Origin of the sequence: Streptomyces megasporus, assembly GCF_000718985.1 — a bacterium.
Taxonomy (GTDB): Bacteria; Actinomycetota; Actinomycetes; order Streptomycetales; family Streptomycetaceae; genus Streptomyces; species Streptomyces megasporus.
This window is the reverse complement of sequence record NZ_JODL01000005.1, coordinates 237186-253730: the sequence shown is the minus strand read 5'-3', so window position 1 is coordinate 253730 and position 16545 is coordinate 237186. Positions and strand designations below refer to the sequence as shown.

Below are 16545 nucleotides of genomic sequence, written 5' to 3'. Positions count from 1 at the left end.
CGCCACACCCCGCCCGGGCGTGGCGGCGGTGGCCGGCTTCGTACACTGAAACAGTGAGTGAGCACCCCCCGCACGACGATTCCGGCAACGGTCACGACGGCGAGCCCGACCTGGCCGAGAAGTTCGACGAGATCATCGACGCCGAGACCGAGCGTGATCCCGACATGGCCGTGATCGAGGCGGGCAGCCGCACCCTGCGCGCCCGGACGGGACCGCCCCCGAGCGACCTGCCCGCCCGGCCCGAGGACCCCGAGCTGGACCGGGCACTGCGGGAGGTGGAGAGTGAGCTGGTGGGCCGCTGGCCCGAGACACGGCTGGACCCGTCGCTGGAGCGCATCGCCGCCCTGATGGACGTCCTGGGCGACCCCCAGCGCTCCTACCCCGCCATCCACATCACCGGCACCAACGGCAAGACCACCACCGCGCGGATGATCGAGGCGCTGCTCGGGGCGTTCGACCTGCGGACCGGCCGCTACAGCAGCCCGCACGTGCAGGCCGTGACCGAGCGGATCAGCCTGGACGGCGCGCCGATCGCGCCCGAGCGGTTCATCGAGACGTACCGGGACATCAAGCCGTACGTCGAGATGGTCGACGCCTCCTTCGAGCACCGGCTGTCGTTCTTCGAGGTGCTCACGGGCATGGCCTACGCGGCCTTCGCCGACGCTCCCGTGGACGTCGCGGTCGTCGAGGTCGGCATGGGCGGGACCTGGGACGCCACCAACGTCGTCGACGCGGGCGTCGCCGTCGTCACCCCGATCTCCCTGGACCACACCGACCGGCTGGGCGACACACCCGAGGAGATCGCGGGGGAGAAGTCCGGGATCGTCAAGCGGGGCGCCACCGTCGTCCTGGCCCAGCAGCCGGTGGAGGCCGCCGCGGTGGTCCTGCGCAAGGCCGTGGAGATGGACGCCACCGTGGCCCGCGAGGGGCTGGAGTTCGGCGTCGTCTCCCGCGAGGTCGCCGTCGGCGGCCAACTGCTGACCCTGCGCGGGCTGGGCGGGGAGTACCCGGAGGTCTTCCTGCCGCTGCACGGCGCCCACATGGCCCACAACGCCGCCGTGGCGCTGGCCGCCGTCGAGGCGTTCTTCGGCATCGGCGCCGAGCAGGGCCGCGCCCTGGACATCGACTCCGTCCGCACCGCCTTCGCCTCCGTGACCTCGCCGGGACGGCTGGAGGTGGTGCGCCGCAGTCCGACCGTCGTGCTGGACGCCGCCCACAACCCGGCGGGCGCGCGGGCCACGGCCGAGGCGGTCACCGAGGCGTTCGGCTTCAGCCGCCTGGTCGGGGTGGTCGCCCCCAGCGCGGACAAGGACGTACGGGGGCTGCTGGAGGCCTTCGAGCCGATCTTCGCCGAGGTCGTGGTCACCCGGAACACCACCGCCCGTTCCATGGACGTGGACGAACTCGCGGCGCTGGCCGTGGAGGTCTTCGGAGAGGAGCGGGTCCAGGTGGAGCCGCGACTCGACGACGCCCTGGAGGAGGCCGTCACCCTGGCCGAGGAGGAGGGCGAGTACGCCGGTGCGGGCGTGCTGGTCACCGGTTCGGTCTTCACCGTCGGCGAGGCCCGGCTGCTGCTCGGAAAGGACCGTTAGATGCGTACGCTCTGCGCCTCCACGCTCATCGGGGAGTTCTTCGTGATCGGCTTCGCCTCCCTGGTGGCGATGCGGCTCGGCGACCTGTCCGCGACGACCGTGTGGACCGTCGGCGGCGTGGCGATGGCGCTGTGCCTGCTGCTGTGCGGCGTGCTCACCCGTCCCGGAGCGCTGCACCTGGGCTGGGCGCTGCAGATCGGCCTGATCGCGTCCGGCCTCGTCGTCCCGGCGATGTTCTTCCTCGGCGCCCTCTTCGCCGGCCTGTGGTGGGCCTCGATCCACTTCGGTCGGAAGATCGACGAGGCCAAGGCCCGGTTCGCGGCCGGAGCCGACACCGCCTGACGGTACCGCTCGACGACGGTGCCGCCGGGCTTCCGGCGGCACCCCTGTAGCCTTTCGAGCACTTGTGAATTCCCTGTTCCGCCGTACTCCGAAGGAGCCAGCAGCCCATGAGCCAGCGCACTCTCGTCCTCCTCAAGCCCGACGCGGTCAGGCGGGGCCTGATCGGTGAGATCGTCGGACGGATCGAGCGCAAGGCCGGCTGGCGGATCAGCGCGATGGAGCTGCGCACACTGGACCGCGAGACGCTGGAACAGCACTACGCCGAGCACGTCGGTCGTCCGTTCTACGAGCCACTGCTGGAGTTCATGACGTCGGGCCCGGCCGTGGTGATGGTCGTCGAGGGCGAGAGGGTCATCGAGGGGGTGCGGGCCCTGGCCGGCCCGACCGACCCGATCGCCGCACCGCCCGGCTCCATCCGGGGGGACTTCGGGACGATCGTGCGTGAGAACCTCATCCACGCCTCGGACTCCGAAGAGTCCGCGGAGAGGGAAGTGAAGATTTTCTTCCCTTCTCACGGCTGACGGCACGGTATCTTCACGGAACTCTTGACGTGGGGCGATCGATGGAATTCGATCGCCCCACCGTGAATCCACCCTCACTCGGGGGAACGAATCACCCGGACGCGACGTCAACCCTTACAGGGATGGCACGCGTTCCGCCGACAATGACGGAGGAGGAACCCTCCCGCCGCGTTCGAACGGGCGCGACTACGATGGAAACTTCTCCCGCCCCGCAGCGCACGCTGCCGTCCTCCCCCCTCACATCGCTCCAGTTGGAAGGCCTGACGTATCCTCATGGCGAACAACATGTCGTTCATCGGCCGTGACATGGCTGTCGACCTCGGGACCGCCAACACGCTGGTGTACGTCAGGGGTCGCGGGATCGTCCTCAACGAACCATCGGTCGTCGCCATCAACACCAACACCGGCGGAATCCTCGCGGTCGGCGCCGAGGCGAAGAAGATGATCGGCCGCACCCCCGGCAACATCGTGGCGGTCCGCCCCCTGAAGGACGGCGTTATCGCCGACTTCGAGATCACCGAGCGGATGCTCCGCTACTTCATCCTCAAAATTCACAAGCGGCGTTATCTCGCGCGCCCCCGAGTGGTCGTCTGCGTTCCGTCCGGGATCACCGGCGTCGAGCGCCGCGCGGTCATCGAGGCGTCCACACAGGCCGGTGCCCGACAGGTGCACATCATCGAGGAGCCGATGGCCGCCGCGATCGGTTCCGGGCTGCCGGTCCACGAGGCCACGGGCAACATGGTCGTCGACATCGGCGGCGGCACCACCGAGGTCGCGGTGATCTCCCTGGGCGGGATCGTCACCGCGCAGTCCATCCGCGTCGCGGGCGACGAGCTGGACAACGCGATCATCCAGCACGTCAAGAAGGAGTACAGCCTCCTCCTCGGCGAGCGGACCGCCGAGAACATCAAGCTCACGATCGGCTCGGCGTACGACATGGAGACCGACGAGCACACCGAGGTCCGCGGTCGCGACCTCGTCAGCGGACTGCCGAAGACGGTGGTGATCTCGGCCGCCGAGATCCGCAAGGCCATCGAGGAGCCCGTCAGCTCCATCGTGGACGCGGTGAAGACCACCCTCGACAAGTGCCCGCCGGAGCTCTCCGGCGACATCATGGACCGCGGCATCGTGCTCACCGGCGGCGGCGCCCTGCTGCGCGGCCTGGACGAGCGGCTGCGGCGCGAGACGGGCATGCCCATCCACATCGCCGAGAACCCGCTGGACTCCGTGGCGCTGGGCTCCGGCAAGTGCGTCGAGGAGTTCGAGGCGCTCCAGCAGGTGCTCGACTCGCAACCACGTCGGTGACGACGGCGGTGGGGGCGGGAGGGTGCCCGGTCCCACCGCACGGATCGGACGCGGAGGCGTTCGGGCCGCGGCGAGCGGCCCGAACACCGTCCGTGCCGACGAGGCAGAACGACACCACGGTCAGACAACTCCGACAACGGGAAGGCACGGCCGTCGCACGTGAGGGATACACGAGAGAGCCGGCTGCTGCTCGTCCTGCTGGTGGCCATCGCGTTCGCACTGATCACGGTGGACATCCGCGGGGGTGAGCGCTCGCCGCTCGACGGGGCGAGAGAGGTCACGGCATCCGTACTCGGTCCGGTGGAGAACACCGTCGCCGCCGCGGTCGACCCCGTCGGCAACGCCATCGCGGCCGTACGGGACTCCGGCGAGCGCTACGACCGGATCGGTCAACTGGAGCGGGAGAACGCGGAGCTGAGGCAGCGCCTGGCCGACTCCGACCGGAACGACTCCCGGGTGCGCGAACTGGAGAAGCTCCTCAAGACCGCGGGCGCCGGACAGTACGGCATCAAGGCGGCCCAGGTCGTCGGGATCGGCGCCGCCCAGGGGTTCTCCTGGACGGTCACCCTCGACGTCGGCGAGCGGGACGGCATCAAGCGCGACATGACCGTCATCAACGGCGACGGGCTCGTCGGCCGGGTGACCACCGTCGGACCGAGCACCTCGACCGTGTTGCTCGCCAACGACCCCGACTTCACCGTCGGCACCCGAATGGAGGGCACGAACGAGTTGGGCTTCGCCAACGGCCGGGGCGACAGCGCCCTGACCGTCCAGCTCCTCAACAGCAAGGCCGAGGTGAAGAAGGGCGACCGCCTGGTCACCTTCGGCTCCAGCAACGACAGGCCCTTCGTCCCCGGCGTGCCCGTCGGTGAGGTCATCCGGGTCGACCCGCACAGCGGGGGCCTCACCAGGACGGTGCGGGTGCGGCCGTACGTCGGCTTCACCAAGCTCGACATCGTCGGCGTCGTCGTCAAGGCGCCGCGCACCGACCCGCGCGACGCGGTGCTCCCGCCGGCGCCGAAGGCCAGGCCCACCCCGACGGTCACGGTGACCGCCACCCCCTCCGCGGGCGCGAGCCCCTCCGACGAGGCCACGCCCTCCGACGGGGCCACCACCGCCCCCAGCCCCTCCAGGAGCTGACCGATAGCAATGCACCTCAACCGGATCCTGCTCTCGACCGCCCTGGTGGTCGTCGCCCTGGTCGTCCAGGTCAGCGTGCTGGCCCGGCTCCAACTGCCGGGCGCCGTGCCGGACTTGCTGCTGCTGACCGTCCTCGGCCTGGCGCTGGTGTACGGCCACACGGGCGGTGCCCTGGTCGGTTTCGGCGCCGGGCTGCTGGCCGACCTCGCGCCGCCCGCCGACCACGCCGTGGGCCGGTACGCCCTGGTGCTGTGCGTCGTCGGCTACGCCGCGGGCCTGACCAGGCCGGAGAACGGCCGACACCGCAGCGCCACCGTCCCGATGCTCGTCGTGGCGGGCGCCGCGCTCTCCTCCACCCTGCTGTACGCGGGGGTCGGCGCGCTGGTGGGGGACACCGCCGCCCGCCATGTGGGCCTGGGCGGGCTGCTGTTGACGGCCACCGTCTACGACCTGCTGCTCGCGCCGTTCACCGTCCCGGCGGTCATGGCCCTGGCCCGCCGCACCCAGCACGACCCGCTCGCCGAGGCGGCGGGCAGCGCGACCGACAGCGCCCACGGTGGCGGGCTGTTCGGCACGGGCCGGGTGGGCCGACTCGGCGGCGGGGCAACGCGCGCGGCCCGTGTCCGGGGCGGCGGACTGTCGGCCCGGACGTCGAAGAGCCGGGTGGGACGCATCAGGGGAGTCAAGCGACTGTGACGGAGGTGGAGCAGTGAGCAACATTCCCGAGACCGGTCGCACGCCGCGGGTCACCATCCGACTGGTCGCCATCCAGATCCTGGTCTTCAAGGAGGTGTCCGAGAAGATCCGCCTCTGCGACGCGGAGACGCCGCAGCCGTGCTGGAACGGCTCGCCCTACCAGCCCATCCCGATCACCGACGAGGCGACCACCCAGCAGGCGCTCCAGATCCGCGAGCGCGCCGAGGACTTCCCCCCGTCACCGACGAGGAGATCGAGGAGACCAAGGACGGCGACTCGCCGCTGCTCAGCTCCGACCAGATCGGCCGCTCCGGCCTGGAGCGCAGCTACGACGCCGCCCTGCGCGGCGACGCGGGCGTGACGCGGTACCGGGTGGACAACCTCGGGCGGGTCATCGGGGAGGCCGAGAGCGACGAGGGCGAGCCCGGCGCCAGCCTGGTCACCAGCATCGACGCCCGCGTCCAGGCCATCGCCGAGAAGGAGTTGGCCAAGGCGATGAAGGAGGCCCGCAAACAGTTCGACGACAACACCGGCGAGAACTACAAGGCCGACGCGGGCGCGGTCGTGGTGATGGAGTCCAAGACCGGGCGGGTCGTGGCGATGTCCTCCCTGCCGGACTACGACCCCAACGCCTGGGTCGGCGGCATCTCCGCCAAGGACTACACCGAGCTCACCGGGAAGAAGTCCAACTACCCGCTGCTCAACCGGGCCATCCAGGGGCAGGCGGCGCCCGGCTCGATCTTCAAGGTGATCCCGACCGTCGCGGCCGTCAAGGCGGGCTACGACTTCGACGGGCGCTACCGCTGCTCGTCCTCGTACAGCATCGGCGGCCAGGTCTTCACGAACTACGAGTCGCAGGACCACGGCGTGATCGACCTCGGCCGGGCGCTGGAGGTCTCCTGCGACACCGTCTACTACGCCCTCGCCCACCAGGAGTGGAAGAAGGACGGCGGCAACAAGCCGAAGAAGAACCCCGACGACTGGTTCTACAAGACGGCCCACGACTTCGGCCTCGGCAAGCGCACCGGGATCGACCTGCCCAACGAGGTCACCGGCCGCGTCCCCGACCGGAAGTGGAAGCGGGAGTACTGGGAGGCCAACAAGGACGCCTGGTGCGAGTACGGCAAGAAGAACGGGGACTACGTCGAACAGATCGCGTACGAGAACTGCCTGGAGGGCAACAAGCTGCGCGCCGGTGACAGCGTCAACTACTCCATCGGCCAGGGCGACACCCTGACGACGCCCATCCAGATGGCGGTGATCTACGCGGCGCTCAGCAACGGCGGCACCGTGTACGAGCCCACCGTCGGCAAGGCGATCGTCAGCCCGGACGGCAAGAGGATCAAGGAGATCGAGCCCAAGAAGAGGGGCAGGCTGCCGGTGGACCGCGGGACGCTCCGCCAGATCGACAAGGCCCTGGAGGGCGTCGCCACCCGAGGTACCGCGGCTTGGCGCTTCGCCGACACCGGTTGGCCCCAGGACAAGATCCCCATGCACGCCAAGACCGGTACCGCCGAGGTCTACGGCAAGCAGACCACCTCGTGGTTCGCGACGTACACCGAGGAATACACGATCGTCATGACGATCTCGCAGGGCGGCACCGGCTCGGGCGCCTCCGGTCCCGCGGTGCGCAACATCTACGACGCGCTGTACGGCGTGGACGACGACGGCACGATCCACAAGGACAAGGCGTTGCTGCCGAAGCCGCAGAAGGAACTCCCCAAGATCAACCGGGACGGCACGATCGAGGCCCAGCGGCAGAAGGGCTTCAAGCCGTGAGCACCCACTCCTACGCGGGACGGCCCTGGCAGGAGCGGTCGGCCTGGAGCAGGATCATGGCGCGCGACTCCGTCGTCCGCCGCCTGGACTGGATACTGCTGCTCGCCTGTGTGGCACTGTCGATCCTCGGCGCCCTGCTGGTGTGGTCCGCCACCCGCAACCGCACCGAGCTGAACGAGGGCGACCCGCAGTACTTCCTCTGGCGCCACCTGTTCGCCCTCGCCGGGGGCGTGGCACTGGCCGTGGCCACCATCTGGCTGGGCCACCGCAGGCTGCGCGGCGCGGTCCCGGTGCTGTACGTGCTGTCGGTGGCGCTGGCGCTGCTGGTGCTCACCCCGCTCGGCGCGACGATCAACGGTCAGCGCGCGTGGTTGAAGCTGGGCGGGGGCCTCTCGCTCCAGCCCGCCGAGTTCGCCAAGATCACCATCATCCTGGGGATGGCGATGATACTGGCGGCCCGGGTGGACGCCGGGGACCGCGTCCACCCCGACCACCGCACGGTGGTGCAGGCCCTGGGACTGGCCGCCGTGCCGATCGGCATCGTGATGCTGATGCCCGACATGGGCTCGGTGATGGTGCTGGCCGTGATCGTGCTCGGGGTGCTGCTGGCCTCCGGGGCGTCCAACCGCTGGATCATCGGGCTCCTCGCGGCGGGCGGCATCGGCGCGGTGCTGGTCTGGCAGCTCGGCGTGCTCGACGACTACCAGATCAAGCGGTTCGCGGCCTTCGCCAACCCGGCCCTCGACCCGTCCGGCGCCGGGTACAACACCAACCAGGCCCGCATCGCCATCGGTTCGGGCGGCCTCTACGGCAAGGGCCTGTTCGAGGGGACGCAGACCACGGGACGGTTCGTCCCCGAGCAGCAGACGGACTTCGTCTTCACCGTCGCGGGCGAGGAGCTGGGCTTCCTCGGCGCGGGGCTGATCATCTTCCTGGTCGGCGTCGTGCTCTGGCGGGCCTGCCGCATCGCCCGCGAGGCGACCGAGCTGTACGGGACGATCGTCGCCGCCGGCATCATCGCCTGGTTCGCGTTCCAGTCCTTCGAGAACATCGGGATGACCATGGGCATCATGCCGGTCGCCGGCCTGCCGCTGCCCTTCGTCAGCTACGGCGGCACCTCGATGTTCGCGGTGTGGATCGCCATCGGGCTGCTCCAGTCGATCCGGGTGCAGCGCCCCGTGTCCGCCTGAACCTCGGGCGGCGCGGGGCCCGCTCCGGCGCAGGGGTTACGCTGGATGGCCACTTCCGTCCGCAACACCCGCGCGCGGAGCGGCACCCCGAGACCCCAGCATCCGAGGACACCACCCATGCCTGTCGAGTCGGTCTTCCCGCGCCTGGAGGCCCTCCTCCCGCACGTCCAGAAGCCGATCCAGTACGTCGGCGGAGAGCTGAACTCCACCGTCAAGGACTGGGACGCCTGCGATGTCCGCTGGGCACTGATGTACCCCGACGCCTACGAGGTCGGGCTGCCCAACCAGGGCGTCATGATCCTCTACGAGGTGCTCAACGAGCGCGAGGGCGTGCTCGCCGAACGCACCTACAGCGTCTGGCCGGACCTGGAGAAGCTCATGCGCGAGCACGGGGTCCCGCAGTTCACCGTGGACGCGCACCGCCCGGTCGGCGCCTTCGACGTGTTCGGCGTCTCCTTCTCCACCGAGCTGGGCTACACCAACCTGCTCACCGCGCTCGACCTGGCCGGCATCCCGCTGGAGGCGAAGGACCGCGACGACGACCACCCGGTGGTCGTCGCCGGCGGCCACGCCGCCTTCAACCCCGAGCCGATCGCGGACTACATCGACTGCGCGGTCATCGGCGACGGCGAGCAGGCCGTGCTGGAGATCACCGAGATCGTCCGGGCCTGGAAGGCCGAGGGCCGCCCGGACGGACGCGACGGGCTGCTGCTGCGTCTGGCGAGGACCGGCGGCGTGTACGTGCCGAGGTTCTACGACGTGGAGTACCTGGAGGACGGCCGGATCGCCCGCGTCGTCCCCAACCGCTCCGGCGTGCCGTGGCGCGTGACCAAGCACACCGTGATGGACCTCGACGAGTGGCCCTACCCCAAGAAGCCGCTGGTGCCGCTGGCCGAGACCGTCCACGAGCGGATGAGCGTGGAGATCTTCCGCGGCTGCACCCGCGGCTGCCGCTTCTGCCAGGCGGGCATGATCACCCGCCCGGTGCGCGAGCGCTCCATCACCGGCATCGGCGAGATGGTGGAGAAGGGCCTGAAGAACACCGGCTTCGAGGAGGTCGGCCTGCTCTCGCTCTCCTCCGCCGACCACAGCGAGATCGGCGACATCGCCAAGGGCCTGGCCGACCGGTACGAGGACGACAAGATCGGCCTGTCGCTGCCGTCCACCCGGGTCGACGCCTTCAACATCGACCTGGCCAACGAACTGACCCGCAACGGCCGCCGCTCCGGTCTGACCTTCGCCCCCGAGGGCGGCAGCGAGCGCATCCGCAAGGTCATCAACAAGATGGTCTCCGAGGACGACCTGATCCGCACCGTCGCCACCGCCTACGGCAACGGCTGGCGGCAGGTGAAGCTGTACTTCATGTGCGGCCTGCCGACGGAGACCGACGAGGACGTCCTGCAGATCGCCGACATGGCCGGCAAGGTCATCGCCAAGGGCCGCGAGGTGTCCGGCTCCAACGACATCCGCTGCACGGTCTCCATCGGCGGTTTCGTCCCCAAGCCGCACACCCCCTTCCAGTGGGCCCCGCAGCTCTCGGCCGAGGAGACCGACGCCCGCCTGGAGAAGCTCCGCGAGAAGATCCGCGCCGACAAGCGGTACGGCCGTTCCATCGGCTTCCGCTACCACGACGGCAAGCCCGGCATCGTCGAGGGCCTGCTTTCGCGCGGCGACCGCCGCGTCGGCGACGTCATCCGCGCCGTCTACGAGGCGGGGGGCCGCTTCGACGGCTGGCGCGAGCACTTCTCCTACGACCTGTGGATGGAGTGCGCCGAGCGCGCGCTGGCCCCCCACGGCGTGGACGTCGACTGGTACACCACGCGCGAGCGCTCCTACGAGGAGGTCCTGCCCTGGGACCACCTCGACTCCGGTCTCGACAAGGACTGGCTGTGGGAGGACTGGCAGGACGCCCTCGACGAGACCGAGGTCGAGGACTGCCGCTGGTCCCCGTGCTTCGACTGCGGCGTCTGCCCGCAGATGGGCACCGAGATCCAGGTCGGCCCGACGGGCAGGAAGCTGCTGCCGCTGACGGTCGTCGACAAGTAGCCCCGCCGGTCCCGACCGCGGACCGCGCCCGACCGCCTCCGAAACGGTGGAACGTCCTGGACGTCCGCCGGCCGGAGGCGGTCGCGCGCTGCGAGACTGCTGTCCATGCCGGAACTGATCGCCCCCACCGTCCGAGTGCACGCCTCCTTCGTCGAGGCGATGGAGGAGTTCGCGGCGGAAGGCCGCGGGGCGCCCGACGACAACTCGATGGTCGGCCGCGACCTGCGCCTCTGGCGCGACCGGTGGGGGGACCCGGAGGTCTTCGCCGCGTACGTGACCGCCTTGAGGATCGACGCCGAGGAGGACACCCCACGTCCGTCGGGGTTCGTCCCGTGCACCACCCTGTGGTGGGTCGACGGGGACGTCTACCTCGGCCGCATCGCCATCCGGCACCGGCTCAACCCCTTCCTCCTCGACTACGGCGGGCACATCGGCTACGACGTGCGCGTCTCCGCCCGTCGTCGGGGTCACGCGACCGCCATACTGCGCGCCGCCCTGCCGGTGGCCCACTCCCTGGGGATCGACCCCGCCCTGATCACCTGCGACCACACCAACATCGCCTCCCGCAAGGTCATCGAGGCGTGCGGCGGGATCTTCGAGGACCGCAGGGGTGTGAAGCTGCGGTACTGGGTACCAACCGCACCGAACCCCCGAGCCGCGTAACCTGGGGGAAAGAAACACGGCCCCACGCCGGGCCCAGGACAGCACGAAGGACTGAGGGACACTGGGCAAGCGACAGCCCGAAGGCCCGCCGCCCGCACCCGCGGTGCAGCGCATCCGCCTGCGCTACACCAAGCGCGGCCGCCTCCGGTTCACCAGCCACCGCGACTTCCAGCGCGCCTTCGAACGGGCGCTGCGCCGGGCCGAGGTGCCCATGGCGTACTCCGCCGGTTTCACCCCGCACCCCAAGGTCTCGTACGCGAACGCGGCGCCGACCGGCACGGGGAGCGAGGCCGAGTACCTGGAGATCGCCCTCACCGAACGACGTGATCCCGAGGTGCTGCGGCGACTGCTCGACGAGTCGCTCCCCGACGGACTCGACGTCGTCGACGCGGTGGAGGCCCGCACCGGCGGGTTCGCCGAACGGCTCACTGCCTCCCGATGGGAGCTGCGGCTGGACGGCGTGAGCCCGGAGGAGGCGGGGAAGGCGGTCGAGGTGTTCCTCGCCGCCGACTCGGTGGAGGTCCAGCGGCAGACCAAGAAGGGCCTCCGCACGTTCGACACACGTGCCGCGGTGGCCTCGCTGGAGGCCGTCCCGGCCGGGTCCGATAGGCCCGAGGGCCCCCCTTGTGCGATACTGCGCCTGGTAGTGCGGCACCAGACACCCGCCGTACGACCCGACGACGTCCTGTCCGGCCTCCGAGCTACGGCCGACCTGGCGCCGCCGGTCCCCGCAGCGGTGACCAGGCTGGCGCAGGGGCCGCTCGATGAGGAGACCGGCACGGTGACCGATCCGTTCGCGCCCGACCGCGACGCAACCGCCGTCGCGACGGTGCCGGACGTCACCGCGTAGGCCGACGCCGCCGCGCCGCCGATGTGCGAGGCACCAGGGAGCCACCCGGGTCCGGCCGTCAGGCAGGCGCACCGACCAGCAGACTTTCGCCGGCTGCGAGCCCGATGGCACACAACCGGCGAGCGAGACGACAGCTCCCGTGCGGCGCCCGCGCCCCGGACAGCGGCCCGCGCACATCACGCGGAGCCCGACCGGATCGAGGTACGGCGCCCGGGAGCGTGACGGGAGAACCGCCCGCATGCGCGAACCCACGGAGTCCGCGGAGATCACCGCGAACGACAACGACAGGACGTCCCCCGCCCCCGAAGGGGAGGGGACCACCGCCCACGACACCCCCAGCGACAACCTGCCGCCGCGCCGCCGCAGGCGCGCGGTGTCCCGCCCGGCGGGACCGCCCGCGGTCACCACGGCCGAGCCGGAGGTCGTCACCCCGGCCGTCGCACCGGCCGACACGCCGCCCGCGGAAGCCCCCGCCGCGTCCACGTCCGCCCCCGACACTCCCGAGAGCGAGCCGGCACCGCCGCGCCCCCGGCGCCGCGTGACGCGCCGGGCCTCCGCTCCGGCGGGCCCGCCGGAGGCGGCCGAGACGGTCGTGTCCACGGCACGGGCCGACGAGGACGCGGCGTCCGAGGAGCCCGCGGAGCCCGCCGCAGAAGCCGCCGAGCAGCCCGCGCCCGCCCGCACCCGGCGCCGCACCACGCGCCGGGCCTCCGCACCTGCGGGGTCGCCGCAGCCGACCGAGGAGGCCGAACAGCCCGCGGCCGAGGCCGAGGAGCCGGTCGAGAAGTCCGCGGAGGAGTCCGCCGCGGAAGCCGCCGAGAAGCCCGCGCCCTCCCGTGCGCGGCGCCGCACCCGCAAGGTCTCCGCCGGGACCGCCGAGGCTGCTGAGACCGCCAAGAGCGCCAAGACCGCCGAGAGCAGGACACCCGCGACGGAGTCGAAGTCCACGGAGCCGGAGTCCACCGGGAAGCCCGTCGAGGAGCCCGTCGAGAAGCCGGCGGCAGGGAAGCCGGTGGCCGAGAAGGCCGAGCCCGCGCCCCAGCGGCGGGTGAGGAGGAAGCCGCCGGTGGCGGTGTTCCAGCCCCCCGTGTTCACCGAGCCGGTGTTCCAGACCCCGGAGACCGCCGCCATCGCCGCCGCGGCCGAGGCCGCGGGGCTCGAGGAGCCGGACGAGGACGAGACCGAGGACACCGGGAACGGGGGATACGCCGACGAGGCGGCCCACGACGAGTCCACCGGCTCCGCCCGCCGCCGGCGCCGTCGTCGGCGCCGTGGCGAGGCGGCCGAGTACGGCGAGCCCGCCGAGCAGGCCGAGCAGGACGTGACCGCGGAGAGCGCGGAGGAGACCGGCGAGGACTCCGGCGAGGCGGACGAGGAGACCGAGGGCCGCACCGAGGACGCCGAGGGGATCGACGAGCGCCCCTCGCGCCGCCGTCGCCGCGGTGGACGTCGCCGCCGGCGTGGCGGTGAGGCCGACGCCTCCGACGAGGCCCGGACCGGCGACGAGGGGGACGAGGACGCGGAGAACGGCGAGGAGCCCACGGCCGAGGACGACCGGCACGCCGAGCACGCCGCGGACGAGGCCGGTGAGACCGGCGAGGCCGACGACGGCGAGCACCCGACCACCGCCGGCAGCACCTCGCGCCGCCGTCGGCGCCGTCGGCGGCGCAGCGGTGAGGCCGAGACGGTGAGCACAGAGCTCTCCCCCGACGACCCGGAGCGCACGGTCGTCAAGATCCGCGAGCCGCGGAAGAGGAAGGACGAGACGCCCGAGAGCGCCGACGGCGTGCAGTCCATCAAGGGCTCCACCCGTCTGGAGGCCAAGAAGCAGCGGCGCCGCGAGGGCCGCGAGCAGGGCCGCCGCCGCGTCCCGATCATCACCGAGGCCGAGTTCCTCGCCCGCCGCGAGGCGGTCGAGCGCGTCATGGTGGTCCGCCAGAACGGCGACCGCACCCAGATCGGCGTGCTGGAGGACGGCGTCCTCGTCGAGCACTTCGTCAACAAGGAGCAGTCGACCAGCTACGTCGGCAACGTCTACCTGGGCAAGGTCCAGAACGTGCTGCCGTCGATGGAGGCCGCCTTCGTCGACATCGGCAAGGGGCGCAACGCTGTCCTCTACGCCGGCGAGGTGAACTTCGAGGCCCTGGGGATGTCCGGTGGCCCGCGCCGGATCGAGAGCGCGCTCAAGTCCGGCCAGTCCGTCCTGGTCCAGGTCACCAAGGACCCGATCGGGCACAAGGGCGCCAGGCTGACCAGCCAGGTCTCCCTCCCCGGCCGCTACCTGGTCTACGTGCCCGAGGGCTCGATGACCGGCATCAGCCGCAAGCTCCCGGACACCGAGCGGGCCCGGCTCAAGCAGATCCTCAAGCGGATCGTCCCCGAGGACGCGGGCGTCATCGTCCGCACCGCCGCCGAGGGCGCCAGCGAGGAAGAGCTGCGCCGTGACGTCGAGCGGCTCCAGGCGCAGTGGGAGGACATCCAGAAGAAGGCGCGCAAGGGCAACGCCCCGGCGCTGCTCTACGGCGAGCCGGACATGACCGTCCGGGTCGTCCGCGACATCTTCAACGAGGACTTCTCCAAGGTCATCGTCAGCGGCGACCAGGCGTGGGAGACGATCCACGGATACGTCTCGCACGTCGCGCCCGACCTGGCCGACCGACTGCAGAAGTGGACCTCCGAGGTCGACGTCTTCGCCACCTACCGCATCGACGAGCAACTGATGAAGGCGCTGGACCGCAAGGTCTGGCTGCCCAGCGGCGGCTCGCTGGTCATCGACCGGACCGAGGCGATGGTCGTCATCGACGTCAACACCGGCAAGTTCACCGGCCAGGGCGGCAACCTGGAGGAGACGGTCACCAGGAACAACCTGGAGGCGGCCGAGGAGATCGTGCGCCAGCTCAGGCTGCGCGACCTCGGCGGCATCATCGTGATCGACTTCATCGACATGGTGTTGGAGTCCAACCGCGACCTGGTGCTGCGGCGCCTGCTGGAGTGCCTGGGCCGCGACCGCACCAAGCACCAGGTGGCCGAGGTCACCTCGCTGGGCCTGGTCCAGATGACCCGCAAGCGGGTCGGCCAGGGGCTGCTGGAGTCCTTCTCCGAGACCTGCGCGCACTGCAACGGTCGCGGCGTCATCGTCCACATGGACCAGGTGCAGACCCAGGGCGGCGGTGGCGGCAAGCGCGCCCGGAAGAAGGGCAAGGGCGCCGCGCAGCAGCCCGTTCCCGAGGCTCCGGCCGCGGAGACCCCCGCCCCCGAGGCGCCGGTGGAGGAGCCCGCCGAGGTCCCGGCGGAGACTCCCGCCGAGGTCGCGGCGGAACTCGCCGAGCCCACGGCGCTGCCCGAGCCGGTGTTCACCCCGGACGAGGAGCTGTACAACAGCGCAGCCGAGGCCGAGGAGGCCGCCCGACGCGGTCGCAGGCGGCGGCGCGCCGCCCGCAAGGCGTCGGCCCCGGAGGCCGCGACGACGGTGGCCCCGACGGCCGAGGAGCCCGCGGAACCGGCGGAGCGGGCCGAGGAGGAGGCCCCGGCCCCGGAGACCGACCGGACGCCCGAGGCGGCTCCCGCCGCCGAGGAGACCGCGCCCGAGCCCGCCGGCGTGGTGGAGACGGCCGAGGCGCCCGAGGCGGCCGAGGAACCGCGCCCGCGCACCCGGCGGCGCGTCACCCGCAAGGTGTCGGTCCCGGCCGGCCCGCCGAAGGCCGCCGCCGAGGAGGAGGCCGCCGTGGTGGTGGTCCCGACGGCCGCGAAGTCGGCCGAGGAGACCTCCGAGGAGAAGCCCGCGGAGGCCCCCGCCTCCGAGGCGCTCTCCGTGCCGGAGCAGTCCGAGGCCCCCGCGGAGGAGCCCGCGCCCCCGGCGCGGCCCCGTCGCCGTGTGGTGCGCCGGGCCGCCGCTCCGGCGGGTTCCCCGGAGGCCGCGGAGATCACCGAGCCCGCGGGCGCCCCGACGGTCGCGGCAGAGCCCGAGGCCGAGGCCGCGCCCGAGGCCGCCGGTGAGCCGGAGGCGGAGGAGGCGGCCCCGGCGAAGAAGGCCACCGCCAAGAAGACCACCGCGAAGAAGGCGGCGGCGAAGGCCCCGGCCAAGAAGGCCACCGCGAAGAAGGCGGCGGCCAAGGCGGCGACGAAGGCCCCGGCCAAGAAGACGACCACCACCGCCAAGAAGACGGCGGCCAAGGCGGCGACGAAGGCCCCGGCGAAGAAGACCGCGGCCAAGAAGTCGGCGACCAAGACCGCGACGAAGGCCCCGGCCAAGAAGACGACCACCAGGAAGTCGACGGCCGGGAAGACCGCCGCGGCGGAGCAGCAGGCCCCGCCGTCCGTCTCGGCCCAGGCCGAGGCCGAGACCGAGGAGTGACGGGACCGGGCCCCGGACGCGAGGCGTCCGGGGCCCGGTTTGACCCGCGGACTTCCGCCCCCGTAAT

The 16545-nt window shown here is 71.7% G+C and carries 11 protein-coding genes and 1 pseudogene; all 12 read left to right on the top strand.

Annotation, left to right across the window (positions count from 1 at the left end; all coding sequences use genetic code 11):
- Positions 1 to 53: 53 nt before the first annotated feature.
- Positions 54 to 1592, top strand: coding sequence for a bifunctional tetrahydrofolate synthase/dihydrofolate synthase (folC, locus tag IF47_RS0107235; RefSeq protein WP_031507478.1), 1539 nt, complete (start codon positions 54 to 56; stop codon positions 1590 to 1592).
- Positions 1593 to 1934 (top strand): DUF4233 domain-containing protein, encoded by a 342-nt coding sequence (locus IF47_RS0107230; RefSeq protein ID WP_031507477.1) that lies wholly within the window; start codon positions 1593 to 1595, stop codon positions 1932 to 1934.
- Positions 1935 to 2041: 107 nt separating this feature from the next.
- Positions 2042 to 2455, top strand: coding sequence for a nucleoside-diphosphate kinase (ndk, locus tag IF47_RS0107225; RefSeq protein WP_031507476.1), 414 nt, complete (start codon positions 2042 to 2044; stop codon positions 2453 to 2455).
- Between the two features lie 285 nt (positions 2456 to 2740).
- Positions 2741 to 3760 (top strand): rod shape-determining protein, encoded by a 1020-nt coding sequence (locus tag IF47_RS0107220; protein ID WP_031507475.1) that lies wholly within the window; start codon positions 2741 to 2743, stop codon positions 3758 to 3760.
- A 159-nt stretch (positions 3761 to 3919) separates the two neighbouring features.
- Positions 3920 to 4900 carry a rod shape-determining protein MreC gene (gene mreC / locus IF47_RS0107215; RefSeq protein WP_051717176.1) on the top strand — a complete coding sequence of 327 codons (981 nt, stop codon included), beginning with the start codon at positions 3920 to 3922 and terminating at the stop codon, positions 4898 to 4900.
- A 9-nt stretch (positions 4901 to 4909) separates the two neighbouring features.
- Positions 4910 to 5596: a rod shape-determining protein MreD gene (gene mreD, locus IF47_RS0107210; RefSeq protein ID WP_031507473.1), complete on the top strand. Its 687-nt coding sequence runs from the start codon at positions 4910 to 4912 to the stop codon at positions 5594 to 5596.
- A 13-nt stretch (positions 5597 to 5609) separates the two neighbouring features.
- Positions 5610 to 7375: pseudogene (locus tag IF47_RS27560) on the top strand (penicillin-binding transpeptidase domain-containing protein).
- A gap of 56 nt (positions 7376 to 7431) precedes the next feature.
- Entirely contained in the window at positions 7432 to 8565 is a 1134-nt protein-coding gene (gene rodA / locus IF47_RS0107200; RefSeq protein ID WP_078591642.1) for a rod shape-determining protein RodA, read from the top strand.
- A 117-nt stretch (positions 8566 to 8682) separates the two neighbouring features.
- Positions 8683 to 10611 carry a TIGR03960 family B12-binding radical SAM protein gene (locus IF47_RS0107195; RefSeq protein WP_031507471.1) on the top strand — a complete coding sequence of 643 codons (1929 nt, stop codon included), beginning with the start codon at positions 8683 to 8685 and terminating at the stop codon, positions 10609 to 10611.
- Positions 10612 to 10716: 105 nt separating this feature from the next.
- The gene (locus IF47_RS0107190; protein ID WP_031507470.1) at positions 10717 to 11274 is read left to right on the top strand and encodes a GNAT family N-acetyltransferase; all 558 of its coding nucleotides are present in this window, start codon (positions 10717 to 10719) and stop codon (positions 11272 to 11274) included.
- A 103-nt stretch (positions 11275 to 11377) separates the two neighbouring features.
- Positions 11378 to 12124: a TIGR03936 family radical SAM-associated protein gene (locus tag IF47_RS0107185; RefSeq protein WP_031507469.1), complete on the top strand. Its 747-nt coding sequence runs from the start codon at positions 11378 to 11380 to the stop codon at positions 12122 to 12124.
- A gap of 238 nt (positions 12125 to 12362) precedes the next feature.
- The gene (locus tag IF47_RS27555) at positions 12363 to 16478 is read left to right on the top strand and encodes an Rne/Rng family ribonuclease (RefSeq protein WP_031507468.1); all 4116 of its coding nucleotides are present in this window, start codon (positions 12363 to 12365) and stop codon (positions 16476 to 16478) included.
- Positions 16479 to 16545 lie beyond the last annotated feature (67 nt).